Origin of the sequence: Streptomyces flavofungini (assembly GCF_030388665.1) — a bacterium.
GTDB lineage: Bacteria > Actinomycetota > Actinomycetes > Streptomycetales > Streptomycetaceae > Streptomyces > Streptomyces flavofungini_A.
Map to the genome: position 1 here is coordinate 6,004,005 of NZ_CP128846.1, position 14,054 is coordinate 6,018,058.

General features: G+C 70.8%; 10 protein-coding genes and 2 pseudogenes. 5 read left to right on the forward strand and 7 right to left on the reverse strand.

What is annotated here, in order from left to right; all coding sequences use genetic code 11:
* Positions 1 to 8: 8 nt before the first annotated feature.
* The 3 genes from QUY26_RS25510 to QUY26_RS25520 all read right to left on the reverse strand — a co-directional run bounded on the left by QUY26_RS25510 (position 9) and on the right by QUY26_RS25520 (position 2,264).
* Positions 9 to 593, reverse strand: coding sequence for a hypothetical protein (locus tag QUY26_RS25510; protein WP_289950556.1), 585 nt, complete (start codon positions 591 to 593; stop codon positions 9 to 11).
* Positions 590 to 1,918: a hypothetical protein gene (locus QUY26_RS25515; protein WP_289950557.1), complete on the reverse strand. Its 1,329-nt coding sequence runs from the start codon at positions 1,916 to 1,918 to the stop codon at positions 590 to 592. Before QUY26_RS25515 ends, QUY26_RS25510 begins: the two co-directional genes overlap by 4 nt.
* A gap of 73 nt (positions 1,919 to 1,991) precedes the next feature.
* Complete coding sequence (locus tag QUY26_RS25520) at positions 1,992 to 2,264, reverse strand: hypothetical protein (RefSeq protein WP_289950559.1); 273 nt, start codon at positions 2,262 to 2,264, stop codon at positions 1,992 to 1,994.
* Between the two features lie 533 nt (positions 2,265 to 2,797).
* On the opposite strand from QUY26_RS25520, the pseudogene QUY26_RS25525 reads away from it, so the two are divergent.
* A pseudogene (locus tag QUY26_RS25525) lies at positions 2,798 to 3,003 on the forward strand (hypothetical protein); the annotation flags it as partial.
* On the opposite strand, the gene QUY26_RS25530 reads toward QUY26_RS25525, so the two are convergent.
* Positions 2,978 to 3,199, reverse strand: a complete 222-nt coding sequence (locus tag QUY26_RS25530) for a DUF397 domain-containing protein (RefSeq protein WP_289950560.1) — start codon at positions 3,197 to 3,199, stop codon at positions 2,978 to 2,980. The pseudogene QUY26_RS25525 and the gene QUY26_RS25530 overlap by 26 nt on opposite strands.
* Positions 3,192 to 3,984: pseudogene (locus QUY26_RS25535) on the reverse strand (helix-turn-helix domain-containing protein). Before QUY26_RS25535 ends, QUY26_RS25530 begins: the two are co-directional and overlap by 8 nt.
* 190 nt (positions 3,985 to 4,174) lie before the next feature.
* On the opposite strand from QUY26_RS25535, the gene QUY26_RS25540 reads away from it, so the two are divergent.
* The 4 genes from QUY26_RS25540 (at position 4,175) to QUY26_RS25555 (ending at position 11,152) form a co-directional block, all read left to right on the forward strand.
* Entirely contained in the window at positions 4,175 to 5,101 is a 927-nt protein-coding gene (locus QUY26_RS25540; protein ID WP_289950561.1) for a serine hydrolase, read from the forward strand.
* A gap of 176 nt (positions 5,102 to 5,277) precedes the next feature.
* A complete protein-coding gene (locus QUY26_RS25545) occupies positions 5,278 to 9,036 on the forward strand; it encodes an ABC transporter ATP-binding protein (RefSeq protein WP_289950562.1) in 3,759 nt (1,252 codons plus the stop codon).
* A gap of 122 nt (positions 9,037 to 9,158) precedes the next feature.
* Positions 9,159 to 9,551, forward strand: coding sequence for a hypothetical protein (locus QUY26_RS25550; protein WP_289950563.1), 393 nt, complete (start codon positions 9,159 to 9,161; stop codon positions 9,549 to 9,551).
* A gap of 164 nt (positions 9,552 to 9,715) precedes the next feature.
* Complete coding sequence (locus QUY26_RS25555; RefSeq protein WP_289950564.1) at positions 9,716 to 11,152, forward strand: S28 family serine protease; 1,437 nt, start codon at positions 9,716 to 9,718, stop codon at positions 11,150 to 11,152.
* Between the two features lie 199 nt (positions 11,153 to 11,351).
* Here QUY26_RS25555 and QUY26_RS25560 read toward each other — a convergent pair whose 3' ends face one another.
* Positions 11,352 to 12,005 (reverse strand): hypothetical protein, encoded by a 654-nt coding sequence (locus tag QUY26_RS25560; protein WP_289950565.1) that lies wholly within the window; start codon positions 12,003 to 12,005, stop codon positions 11,352 to 11,354.
* Positions 12,006 to 12,131: 126 nt separating this feature from the next.
* Positions 12,132 to 13,928, reverse strand: a complete 1,797-nt coding sequence (locus QUY26_RS25565; protein ID WP_436840401.1) for a glycoside hydrolase family 3 protein — start codon at positions 13,926 to 13,928, stop codon at positions 12,132 to 12,134.
* Positions 13,929 to 14,054: the final 126 nt, after the last annotated feature.

The window sequence follows — 14,054 nt, forward strand, 5'->3', positions numbered from 1 at the left end:
GGGATTCCTTACGGGCGGGGCCGGTGGCGGGCGTGCGCGACCAGGCCGGCGGTGAAGGCGACGAGTGCGGCGGTGAAGGCCGGCAGGTCCGAGGGAGACCGGGGCAGAACTGTCCATGGGTAGGGACGGTGGAACTGGTCGAAGCCGACGAAGACGACGGTGAAGATCCACCCGACCGGGACCGCAACCGCGCCTTGGGGGGCGACGGTGTGGACCAGGAGCATCAGGCCGGTCAGGAACAGCGTGTTGCGGCCGGTCGACCATGCGTCGTCACTGCCGGACGACTGGCCGACTGCACAGCCCACCGCCACAGCGAAGGCGCCTGCGGCGACGATCAGTACGGTGTCGTAGCGGGACACCGGCCGCCATGCGACCGCTTCTCCTTCCTCAAGGCGGGAGCTGAGACACAGCAGGAGGCCGGAGGTCACCAGCACAGGGGCGAGCAGCATGAGCAAGAAGTCGTTGGACCCGCCGACCAGCAGCGAGGGGAACTCCACCGCGACGCCGTGGAACCCCGCGACCACAAGAGCGAAGGCGACCAGGCACGGCACGAGCACGGACCAGATGCGGCGAGCCTTGAACCACCACGTCACGACCGGGTGTCCTTGCCCGCGTTCTGGCACGCCTTGACCAGTTCCCGCTCGTACCAGGCGGCTTGCCCGGCCGGGGTCAGCGTGCGCGCTTTGGAGACACGGCGCTTCATCACGGCCATCACCTCCTCCGGATTCTGGAACTGCTGCAATTCCTGGCGTTGCCAGGCCAGATAGCGCCGTTCGGCGCCGATGGCCGTGGCGGCCCACAGGACAGCCGAGCGGGAGTTGACCTCATCGGTGCGGGAGCAAGGGAACCGGACGGATTTCAGCGCGACATGGAAACGTACCGTCTCGGGGCGTGCCGCCTTCGACAGGGGAAGCCACCACTCCCTGTCATCGGATCGTGTACCGGAACGCCCCGCAGCCAACGTGTCGTTGATGGCAGGCGGCGTGGCCACCGCTACGCCTGCGTCCTTCAAGACACCCAGGGTGTGCGTGACTTCGCTGCGCAGAGCGGCCACGTCGGCGTGGGCGGCCTGCGGCACGCAGACACGGGGGCGGCTGCCGACGCAGTCCAGGGGGGCGTTGTTCGTCGACAGCGGGCTGACCGCTCCCCAGGAGTGCACATGGGCAACACAGACCGCCATGACCGCGAGCGTCGTTCCGCCCGCGGTCACGCGCAGCGCGATGCGTGCCCACCGGGACCGAAGCGTCGTCCAGGCCAGGACGCAGAAGGCCGCGACGGCCCCGGCGAACAGCAGGTGCGGCCAGATGCTCGTGAAGGGGACTAGTTCGCCGAACAAGAGCCCTCCGGGGTATTGCCCCGAGATGTGCCGCGGCCACATCCGCTCGCCGTCGGAGGCGGACCAGCCAACCAGGTAGAGCACCGCCGCACCCAGAAGAGGGGCGGAGATCGCCCGGTGCACCCACAGCCCGATGGTGAAGCCGATCGTGGTGTGCGCACAGACCAGGAACCAGCCCATGCCCAGCAGGGGCAGGGAGTTCAGCGTGGGCCATATCCGTGCTTCGGCCAGGGCCATGACGACGGGTAGGAGCAGCATCATCCAGCCGACCAGCACTCCGGGCAGCAGGGTCTCGGCCGCCACACGGTACCGGGACCGGGCCGGTGCCAGCAGCCACACCTGGTCCTTCTTCAGCCGCCCCGCTTCCCAGGCCCCCAGCGCGGCGGCGACGGCGTAGGCGAACCAGAAGTAGGGGTCCAGTGCCGTGGCCATGAGAGCCGGTGCCCACTTCGGGCCGTCGAGGAGTTCGGTGTAGCCGGGGTCCTCATGCAGGGACTTGAAGAAGTACAGCAGGACGATGGCCAGGCATACAGGCGACAGCCACAGGGCGCCGCTGGTGCGCAGACGTGCGAGAGGTTTCACGAAACCGGCTCCGGAGGGCGGATGGGGCCATGCCACCCTTAGCCAGGGGTGGCATGGCGGTCATGGTGCGGGGTCAGCCGGCGTCGGCCTTCGAGGTGTCCACGTACAGCTTCTTCACGTTCAGCTTGATCTGCAGGCTGCCGCTGTGGCCGCCGATCTCAGCGATCTGGAAGTTCAGCGCCTCGGCCGGGGCCGCTGACGGATCGTCGACCGGAAGCGACTCCGCGCCCTCGTCAGGCGTGGCAGGAGCGGCGTCATCGGGCGAGTCCTCCACCGCGGCGGGCGCCGAGGGCGTGGTGTCGTCCTCGGGCAGTTCCTCGGCCGCCACCGCCTGAACGCTCCCCATCAGGGATGCGGCAACTACCGCCGCGAGAACACCACAGCGGGTCTTGCTTGCTTGCGTGCCTGCGCACAAATCCTCCCCACTCACAGAAAACTGGTCGCCCGCCAAGAAGGATGTGCGACAGCTGAGAGTGGGGCGCGCGCATCCCCGTAACCAGTTGTCCCGTGCGCATCATGAGGCCTGGGGTGGCGTGTGCCCTCCCCGTCATGCCCGCGTCCCCCTCGGCGAGATGCGTCCGACGGGCGGTCTGAGGGATTGCGTGGTGCGCGCGCTTTTCGCCACTGTCCAAAGCCTCGCTCCGCCGACTCGGTTCACATGTGCCACTGGTGTGAACCTTTGGACGTGGGCGCAACGGTAACCATGCATGATCGACCAGGAGCAACCTCCTTCACCCACATGGCCAAGAAGTGCTCGAACCCCGGAAGCCCTCACCTCCGAGCTGGTCTTGTGAAGGGTACGTGGCTATGTGTATACAACTCGGCGAAATGGAAGGGGACTTGAGTATTCCCTCACGAAGAGGAATGGCTGATTCTGTGCGGTCCGACTTTGTCGCACTCGCCGAGTCCTTCGGGTGCCCGGCGTTCGGAGCTCGTCGGAGCGGCTGCGGGACGACTTGGCGAAGGCCTTGGTCGAGCCCGGTCCTTCGGTGGTCGCGCTCTTTGCCGTCCTGCGGATGCTCGCCCGGCACACGTCGACGCGAGCTGATCACGGGAGGCTCAGGGGCCGAGCGTCCCGTCCTTGACAGCCGAGACGAATGCCGTCCAACTGGCCGCCGGGAAGACCGGAGCGGGGCCGTGCGGGTTCTTGGAGTCGCGGACGGGGACGCCGGTGGGGTGGTCGTCCTGGACTTCGATGCAGCTACCGGCTTCGCTTCCGCTGTACGACGACTTGCGCCAACCGCTCCGTACGCCGGCGTGGGGAAGTATGTGCTCAGTCATGGTGGCCGTAGTCCTTCGCTGTTGCCGTCAGTAGAGTCAGTGACTCCTTCAGTGGCAGTGCGTCGCTCAGTGCAAGATCGTAGCGACTCTGCAACTCGTGGACCACGGAAGGGGAGTCGTGCAGCCTTCCCATGCGGAGGCCCTCGCTGTACGCCAAAGGTGGTTGGTCCTCGAACCACATGAGCGTGAGCATGCTCTCCAGCAGTGGATGAAATCCCTGAGACAACGGCATCACGTGCGCACGGATGCGTCCGGACTCGGCAAGGCGGACGATGTGCATGATCTGCTCCCCCATGGTCGTGTCATCGCCGATGGGGCGCCGCAGCGACCTCGTCCAGCAGTGCCCAGACGATGGGTGTCACCGGATCTTCGAGGATCTTCCCGCGCTCAAGACGTCCGGCGAGTCGCCTGCCGAGTTCTTCTTCGCTCACAGGCGGAAACGCCTCACTCAAGACCGCACTCGCATACCGGTCTGTTTGGAGGATTCCAGGGATGAACGACAAGGCGAACTCCCTGATCTCCACCGCCTGCTGTTCGAGCGGCCGTACCTCCTCGAAGTAGTCAGCGACCATGACCTCCCCTTTGGGGAGGAAGGTGCTCAGCACGTCCTTCGTGCCGAGTGCCCGGTCAAGGCGTCCCGCGTCCTCCGGGGACGGAACGCGCCGCCCCGCCTCGATGTGCGCGATGTGCGTACGCGTCATGATCGCCGCTTCGGCCAACTGCTCCTGCGTCATCCCGGCCGCCGTGCGCTGCGCCTTCAGCCAGTCTCCGTAGGTCGTCCCCATGGCCAACTCCCCTGCGGCAGAAGTCGGATGGCCCGCTCTCCTCGTTGAGCGCAGCCCTCATGGTTGCACTGTGTGCGTCATTCATCACGCAACGAATGTGCGTTCTTCATGCAACCTCCGTTCGCACTGGTGAGTCATGTGAGGCGAGTGCGCTGGGGCGCACATGTACGACTTTCGAGGGGGAACCTCCATGACTCACCGCATATCCCGGCGTGCCCGCGTGCTCAGCGCGGGGGCGGCCGCCGCCGTCCTCGTGCCGGTTGCCGGAGTGGCCGCCGCCACCCCGGCCGCCGCCGCGACGGCCCAGGTCAAGTGCACCTCGTCGGCGCAGCCCGCGCTCGCGAAGAAGCTGACGAAGGACATCACGGCCGCCCTGAAGAACCGCAAGGGCACCATCGCCGTCGGCTTCCACGACAAGGCCACGAAGACCACCTGCACCCTGCGCGGGTCCACGGCCTTCGACTCCGCCAGCGTCGTCAAGGTGACCGTCCTCGCGACCCTCCTGTGGGACGCGAAGAAGACGAACCGGTATCTGACGGACCGGGAGGCCAGGCTGGCCACCGCCATGATCACCAAGTCGGACAACGACGCCACCAGCGCGCTGTGGCGCCAGCTCGGCGTGACCAAGGTCAAGAAGTTCCTCAAGGCCGCCAAGATGACCAGGACCGTGCCCGGCTCCGGCGGCTACTGGGGTCTCACCCGCATCAACGTCACCGACGAGCAGAAGCTGCTCGCCCTGGTCACCGGCAAGAACAACGTCCTCAGCGACAACGCTCGCGCGTACATCCTGAAGCTGATGGGCAAGGTCGTCCGCGACCAGCGCTGGGGCACCCCGGCGGGGGCGCCGTCCGGCACCTCCATCGCCGTCAAGAACGGCTGGCTGCCGCGGGCCACGCACGGCTGGCGCGTACACTCCATCGGCGCCTTCAAGGGCCGTGGCCACGACTACACGATCTCTGTCCTCACCCACGGCAACAGCAGCATGAACTACGGCGTGGACACCATCCAGAAGGTCTCCAAGGCCATCCACAAGGACCTGACCCCCCTCACCCAGGCCCCCACCCGCTTCGCCCCGACGGACACCCCCAAGGAAGCGATGGTCCCGGCCCCGCAGTAGCCCTGGAACGCCGGGCGGGCGATTTCAGCCCGTCCGGCGTTTGAGGACGAGGCGCGGAGCGCCGAAAAGGCAGGGGGAACGGGGGCGCAGCCCCCAGCTGTTTTGTTGCGGCGGGATGAAATCGGTAGACCTCCGCGTTGGGCCTCTCGGCAGGTCAGGTCGACGGGAGGCGGACAGTGGCGAAGCAGCCGGGGACACCGGGGCAGCCGGAGAGCCCAGCGCAGGGGTGGGCCAAGCGGCTGTGGGGGTATGCCTGGCGGCACCCCCTGGACGTCGTGCTCGCGCTCGGCTCCTCGCTCGGCGGCATGGCCGTCATGGCCCTCGTACCGCTGTTCACCAAGATCGTCATCGATGACGTGATCGGCGACCACAGCCGGTCCATGGGCCCGTGGGCCGCCGCGCTGATCGGCGCCGCCGTCCTCGTCTACGTGTTCACCTACATCCGGCGCTACTACGGCGGCCGCCTCGCCCTCGACGTACAGCACGACCTGCGGACCGAGATGTACGACACGGTCACGCGGCTCGACGGGCGGCGGCAGGACGAGCTGTCCACGGGGCAGGTCGTCGGCCGCGCGACCAGCGACCTCCAGCTCATCCAGGGCCTGCTCTTCATGTTGCCGATGACCATCGGGAACGTCCTGCTGTTCGTGATGTCGCTGGTGATCATGGCGTGGCTGTCCCTGCCGCTGACCCTGGTCGCCCTCGCCGTCGCCCCCGCCCTGCTCTGGATCGCCCGCCGCAGCCGCGCCAAGCTGCACCCCGCCACCTGGTACGCGCAGGCCCAGGCCGCCGCCGTCGCGGGCGTCGTCGACGGGGCCGTCGGCGGTGTCCGCGTGGTGAAGGGCTTCGGGCAGGAGGAGCAGGAGACGGGGAAGCTCAGGGAGGTCGGGCGGCGCCTGTTCGCGGGCCGCCTGCGCACCATCCGGCTGAACTCCCGCTACACCCCGGCCCTGCAGTCCGTGCCCATGCTCGGGCAGGTCGCGATGCTGGCGCTCGGCGGCTGGCTCGCCGTCGAGGGCGAGATCACGCTCGGCACGTTCGTGGCGTTCTCCACCTACCTCGCCCAGCTCGTCGGCCCGGTCCGCATGCTCGCGATGGTCCTGACCGTCGCCCAGCAGGCCCGCGCGGGCGTCGAGCGCGTCCTTGAGCTGATCGACACCGAGCCGACCATGACGGACGGCACGAAGGAGCTGCCCGCGAACGCCCCGGCGACCGTGGAGTTCGACGACGTGTCGTTCGCGTACGAGGACGGCCGCCCGGTCCTCGACGGCCTGAGCTTCGCGATACGCCCCGGCGAGACCCTCGCCGTCGTCGGCTCCTCCGGCAGCGGCAAGTCGACCGTGTCCCTGCTCCTGCCCCGCTTCTACGACGTCTCGCGCGGCGCCGTCCTCATCGGCGGCCACGACGTGCGCGAGCTGACGCACGACTCGCTGCGCGCCGCCATCGGCCTGGTCCCCGAGGACTCCTTCCTCTTCTCCGACACCGTCCGCGCCAACATCGCCTACGGCCACCCCGGCGCCACCGACGAGGAGGTCGAGGCCGCCGCCCGCGCCGCCCAGGCCGACCGCTTCATCGCCGAGCTGCCCGAGGGCTACGACACCAAGGTCGGCGAGCACGGCCTGACCCTCTCCGGCGGCCAGCGCCAGCGCGTCGCCCTGGCCCGCGCCATCCTCACCGACCCCCGCCTGCTCGTCCTCGACGACGCCACCTCGGCGGTGGACGCCCGCGTCGAGCACGAGATCCACGAGGCATTGAAGGCGGTCATGCGGGGCCGCACGACCCTCCTCATCGCGCACCGCCGCTCCACCCTCAACCTCGCCGACCGCATCGCGGTCCTCGACGGCGGCCGCCTCGCCGACATCGGCACCCACGAGGAGCTGGAGCGCCGCTCGCCGCTGTACCGGCGCCTGCTCACCGACCCCGACGAGCTGGGCGGCGTCTCGCCGGGACACATCGCCGCCGCGGCGCCCGCCGAGGCCGTCGAGGACACCTCCGTGCGGGCGGAGCTCGACGCCGAGTTCGACGCCGAGCGGGGCATCACCCCGCGCCTGTGGACCGGCGACCGCGAGCCCCGCGACACCGACGCCGGGGCGCTCGCCGGGACGCCCGCGACCCCCGAACTCCTCGCCCAGGTCGACGCCCTGCCGCCCGCGAACGACACCCCGGCGATCGACGAGGCGCGGGCCGTCGCCGCCGAGGAGTCGTACGGACTGCGCAGGCTCCTGCGCGGCTTCGGCGCGCCGCTCGCCCTGAGCCTGCTGCTCGTCGCCGTCGACGCCGGGGTGGGCCTGCTCCTGCCCGTGCTGATCCGGCACGGCATCGACGAGGGCGTCACCCAGCTCGCCCTCGGCGCCGTGTGGACCGCGTCCGCGCTCGCGCTCGTCGCCGTCGTCGTGCAGTGGGCGGCGCAGACCGGCGAGATCCGGATGACGGGCCGCACCGGCGAGCGGGTCCTGTACGCGCTGCGCCTGAAGATCTTCGCGCAGCTCCAGCGGCTCGGCCTCGACTACTACGAGCGGGAGCTGACCGGGCGCATCATGACCCGGATGACCACGGACGTGGACGCGCTCTCCACGTTCCTGCAGACGGGCCTGGTCACCGCGTTCGTCTCGGTCGTCACCTTCTTCGGGATCATGGTCGCGCTCCTCGTCATCGACGTACAGCTCGCCCTGGTCGTCTTCGCGACGCTGCCGCTCCTGGTCGTCGGCACGTTCTTCTTCCGCCGCGCCAGCGTCAAGGCGTACGAGCTGGCACGCGAGCGGGTCTCGGTCGTCAACGCCGACCTCCAGGAGATGGTGTCGGGGCTGCGGATCGTGCAGGCCTTCCGGCGCGAGCGCGCCGGCAGCGAGTCGTTCGCCGCGCGCAGCGCCGAGTACCGCGCGGCCCGCATCCGCGGCCAGTGGCTGATCTCGGTGTACTTCCCCTTCGTGCAGCTCCTGTCGTCCGTGGCCGTCGTCGCGGTCCTGATCGTGGGCGCGCACCGGGTCGACGCGGGCACGCTCACCACCGGCGCCCTGGTCGCCTACCTCCTCTACATCGACCTGTTCTTCGCGCCCGTGCAGCAGCTGTCCCAGGTCTTCGACGGCTACCAGCAGGCCACGGTCTCCCTCGGCCGCATCCAGGAACTGCTCCAGGAACCCTCCTCCACCGAGTCCGCCGACGAGCCCCTCGACGTGCTCTCCCTGCGCGGCGAGATCGCGTTCGAGGACGTCGACTTCGGCTACGGCTCGGCCGACGAGCCGGAGGCCGCGCTCAGCGGGATCCGGCTGCGCATCCCGGCCGGGCAGACCGTCGCCTTCGTCGGCGAGACCGGCGCGGGCAAGTCCACGCTGGTCAAGCTGGTCGCGCGGTTCTACGACCCGACGTCGGGCCGGGTCACGGTCGACGGCACCGACCTGCGCTCCCTGGACCTCACCTCGTACCGGCACCGGCTCGGCGTCGTGCCGCAGGAGGCCTATCTGTTCGCGGGCACGATCCGCGACGCCATCGCCTACGGCCGCCCCGACGCCACCGACGCGCGGGTCGAGGCGGCGGCGCGGGCCGTCGGCGCGCACGACATGATCGCCACGCTCGACGGCGGCTATCTGCACGAGGTCTTCGAACGCGGCCGCAACCTCTCGGCAGGACAGCGCCAGCTGATCGCGCTGGCCCGCGCCGAACTCGTCGACCCCGACATCCTGCTCCTCGACGAGGCCACCGCCGCCCTCGACCTCGCGACCGAGGCCCAGGTCAACCAGGCCACCGACCGGATCGCGGGCAGGAGAACGACCCTGGTCGTGGCCCACCGCCTGACCACGGCCGCCCGCGCGGACCGCGTGATCGTGATGGACCACGGCCGGGTCGCCGAGGACGGCACGCACGACGAGCTGCTCGCGCGGGACGGCCGGTACGCGCAGCTGTGGCGGACGTTCCTGGGGGAGCCGGTGGGCGCCTGATCGGCCCGTTCCCCCGCGGTCCGGGGGCGACAAAAGTGATAGATCAGGTTCCGCAACCATCCGCCGCGGGTTCGGCGTCCGTACGTCAGTACGCTGATACGGGGGTGTCAGGAGGGGCAGACGTGAAGAGTGGTCGGATACGGCGGAGCCTGGCCACAGGTGCCGCCGCGCTCGTGGCCGCCGTCCTGGTGATGCTCGTGGGACCGGGCGCGGGCACGGCCGCGGCCGCGGGGCCCTGCCCCGGACACAAGGCCCGCACCCTGACCTTCAGCACCGGCAAGGTCGTGCTCTACAAGAAGCGCGGCTACGTCTGCGCCGTGACCTACGCCAGGAACCCCGGCGCCCGCCAGAAGATGTCGATCAGCGTGCAGGCCCGCGGCAGCCGCCCCGTGCGGGACACCGGCCGCTTCACCCGCCTCGCGGGCCCCGTGAAGGTGCACGCCGGACACCGCTGCGTCTGGGTCAAGGGCTCGGTGGGCCGGGCCAAGGTCAGCTCGGGCTGGATCCTCTGCTGACCCCGGGGCGGCGCCTCCGGGCCGCGCCCGAGATGTCCGCTCACCGGACACCCTCGTTCTCTCAGTGAATTTCCCTGAGTCCTGAATGTCCTCAATGTGCCCTGGTGTGCGGCGAGTTGCTCGGTTAGGTTCCGGTCATTCGCTGCGCCGACAGGGGAGGATGCATGCGCAAGACCCTCAGATGGGTGCTCTCGCTCGTGGTGCTCATAGGCACCGTGGGCTTCACCGGCGTCACGGCCACGGCGGCCACCGACGCCGGACAGGGCGCGCCCGCCGCCCGGAAGGACATCAAGGACCGGCTCCTCGCCATCAAGGGGATGAGCCTGATCGAGGAGAAGCCGTACGACGGCTACCGCTTCTTCGTCCTCAACTACACCCAGCCGGTCGACCACCGGCGCCCCTCCAAGGGCACGTTCCAGCAGCGCATCACCGTGCTGCACAAGGACACCGCCCGGCCCACCGTCTTCTCGACCTCGGGCTACGGACTCAACACCAACCCGAGCCGCGCGGAACCCACCCGCGTGATCGACGGCAACCAGGTCTCCATGGAGTACCGCTTCTTCACGCCGTCCCGCCCCGCGCCCGCCGACTGGTCCAAGCTGAACATCTGGCAGGCCGCCACCGACCAGCACCGCATCTTCAAGGCCCTCAAGCCGATCTACGGCAAGAAGTGGCTGTCCACGGGCGCCTCCAAGGGCGGCATGACCGCCACCTACTTCGAGCGCTTCTACCCGCGTGACATGGACGGCGTCGTCGCCTACGTCGCCCCGAACGACGTCAACAACCGCGAGGACTCCGCGTACGACCGCTTCTTCGACACCGTCGGCACCAAGGAGTGCCGCTCGAAGATCGAGGCCGTGCAGCACGAGTCGCTGGTGCGGCGCGCGCCCATGAAGAAGCTGTACGCCGACTTCGCCGCCGCCAACAACCACACCTTCAAGACCATCGGCGGCATCGACAAGGCCTTCGAGGCCGTCGTGCTCGACGTCAACTGGGGCTTCTGGCAGTACCAGCAGTCGGCCACCGCCTGCGCCGACGTGCCCGTCGCCAAGACCGCGAGCGACGCCACGCTGTTCGGCTGGATCGACGAGGTCGGCGGCTGGGCCTCCTACACCGACCAGGGCCTGGAGTACTACACGCCGTACTACTACCAGGCCGGTACGCAGCTCGGTTCGCCCGACATCAAGCAGCCCTGGCTCAAGGGCCTCAGCCGCTACGGGTACCAGCCGCCGCGGAACTTCGTGCCCCGCGAGATCCCGATGAAGTTCCAGAAGAACGCCATGAAGGACATCGACCGCTGGGTGCGGCACCACTCGCACCGCATGCTGTTCGTGTACGGCGAGAACGACCCGTGGGGCGCCGAGCCGTTCAAGCCCGCGCGCGGGGCCAAGCACGACTCGTACGTCATGACCGCGCCCGGCGCCAACCACGGTGCCAACGTGGCCGGGCTCGCCGCCGCGGACAAGGCCAAGGCCACCGAGCGGATCCTCGCCTGGGCCGGGGTGCCCGCCGCGCAGGCCGCCGAGGCGAAGCCGCTCGCTCCGTACGACACGAAGCTCGACCGTCGGGACCGTGACCGGCAGCAGACGCTGAGGCCGTAGGCCTCGCGGGGGCGCCCCGGTCCCACCCCTCCCCCCGAAACCGGGGGCTGCCGCCCCCGGACCCCCGCTGTCGGCGCTTCGCGCCTCGTCCTCAAGCGCCGGACGGGCTGGATACAGCCCCTCCGGCGCTTGAGGAGCGGGGTCCGGGGCGGAGCCTCGGTTTCGGGAAGGGGCGGGACCGGGGAAAGCCCCGCAGGGCCTACACCCGCACCGCACACCCCACCGGCCGCCCCCCACCCAGAGCCACGTACAACTGCGTGCCCACGGGACACAGGTCCCGCGAGCGGACGGCCGCGGCCACGCGGTACTCGGGCGCCCGCCGCCCCGACCCGTCACAGGCGGTCTCCCGCACCCGCCCCCGCCCGTCCCCGTACACACAGTCCCCGACGACGGTCCGAGGCCCACCCCCGGCCCCGGGATCCCCGGGGTGCGGGAACTCCAGATTGCGCATGCAGGCATAGCCCTGAGGCACCGCCCCGTCGCCGTCCTCGTCGACGGACGGACGGTTCGCGCTGATGTGGAGGACGAAGTCGGTGCGCCCGGGGCAGAGGGGCCCGTCGGAGGCGCGCCCGCCGTGCCGGGCGATGACGCGCGCGGCGGCCCGCTCACTGCCGCAGGGCACCTCGGTGAAGGACTTCAGGCCACGGGAACTGCACTCGTCGGCGCCGAGGAAGACGGCGCCGTACCCGGACCCGGCGGACCCGGCGGGCGAGTTGTCACCGGGCGGCCGGGCGCTGGACCGCTCGGTGCCGGGGGACTTCTGACAGCCGGCCAGGGCGAGGGCGAGGGCGAGGGCGAGCGCGGCGGCGAGCAGCGCCCCGCCGCGCGCCGCCGCCGCTCCTGACACCCGCATGGCCGGAACCCCCCGACACGTCCACCATGTGCACCCAGCGTGACCCCGCGCGGCGGGCGCACGCCAGACGCGCGGGGGGCTTTGCGCACGTTGGCCCCGGTGCCGGGGGCGGGCTGCGTACGCCCGCTACGTCTGCGGGCCGGGGGCGGCGTAGGGCTCGTACGAGAGGCCGTAGCCGATGGGGTACAGCACCTGCCCGGGCTCGTCCGGCCTGGGCACCGGCACGGGCAGGCGGCCGGCGGGATGGACACGGCCCGCGATGACGCGGGCGGCGGCGCGCAGTTCGACGTCCGTCCAGGAGTAGGCGGCGAGCGCGGCCCGGACGCCGGGCAGCCGGGTCAGGTCGTGCGGGGTGCGGACGGAGACGGTGATGACGGGGGGTCCCTCGGGGGCGGCTGCGAGGGCGGTCACGAGGGCGTGCTGGCGGTCGCCGTCCGTGACGTCGTACGTCGTGACGATCACGGCGTCGTGGCCGGAAGCCGCCTCGGCGAGCGCCTTGTCGACGGCCTCGGGGGAGGGTTCGGTGCCGGTGCTCAACGACGTGGCGGTGAAGCCGAGTTCGGTGAGGGCGGCGGCGAGGACCGTGGTGGGCGGACCGGTGGTGCCCGAGGGGGAGACCGGGTCGGCGCCGAGGACCAGGAGGCGGCCGCGGGTGGCGGGGGACAGCGGGAGCAGGCCGTCCTCGTTGCGCAGCAGCGTCGTCGTGCGCTCGGCGATGCGGTCGGCGGCGGCGAGATGGGCGGCGCTGCCGACGGTGGCGTCCACGTCGTCCAGGGTCGTGTACGCCTGCTCGAACAGGCCCAGTTTCCGCTTGAGGCGCAGGATGCGCAGGACCGACTCGTCGATGCGGGCCTCGGTCAGCTCGCCGTCGCGGACGGCCTGGAGGACGGCGTTCCAGGCGAGTTCGGGCTGCGGCGGGTGCAGCAGCTGGTCGACGCCCGCCTTGAGGGCGAGGACGGCGACGCGGTCGTCGCCGTACTTGGTGCGCACCCCCTGCATGGAGAGCGAGTCGGTCACGATCACGCCCTGGTGGCCGAGTCGCTCGCGCAGGATGCCGGTGACGATGGGGTACGAGAGGGTCGCCGGGTCCAGGGCCGGGTCGAGGGCGGGGACCACGATGTGGGCGGTCATCACGACGTCGACGCCGATGGCGAGCGCGGCCCGGAACGGCGGGGCGTCCAGCTCCTCCCACTGCTCGCGGGTGTGGTGGATGTGCGGCAGCGCGGAGTGGCTGTCGGTCTCGGTGTCGCCGTGGCCGGGGAAGTGCTTCACGGCCGGGGCGACGCCCGCCTGCCGGTAGCCCTCGATCTGCGCGGTCACGGCCGCGGCCACGGCGTCCGGGCCCGCGCCGAAGGACCGTACGCCGATGACGGGGTTGGCCGGGTTCACGTTGACGTCGGCGGACGGCGCGTAGTTCTGCAGGATGCCGAGCGCGCGCAGCTCGGCGCCCGCGATCCGGGCGGCCTCGCGGATGTCGTCGGCCGTGCCGCCCGCGCCGAGCGCCATCGCGCCGGGAAGGAGCGTCGCGGGCGCGCCGATGCGGGCGACGACGCCGTGCTCCTGGTCCACGGAGAGCAGCAGCGGGATGCCCGGTGAGGTGGCGTGCGCCGCCCGCTGCACGTCGTTGGAGAGTGTGGCGAGCTGCCGCGGGTCGCGGGTGTTGTGGGCCCAGCCGAAGTAGATGAGCCCGCCCGGGCGGTACTTGGCGACGGCTTCGGCGGCGGTGCCGACGCCGAGCTCCCGCTCGTTCAGCTCGATGTCGGCCTGGTCCGGGGCGCTCGCGTGGTGCCCGTACACATGCAGGACGAAGAGCTGTCCGACCTTCTCTTCGAGCGTCATGCGGGAGAGCAGGGCGCGCGCGTGGGCTTCGTGGTCGTCGGGGATGTCCGGGCTGCTGGGGGTGGAGCGGGAGTCGTGAGGCACCCGCCACGGATATCCCGTGGGGTTCGGCGGGTCAAGGGCGGTGCCGTCGCGGGAGCGGGGGAGGGGCCGCCACCGGTGCAAGGGAGGGGGCGCACCGGTGGCGGCGCGCTGCCGGCCACGGGCGGC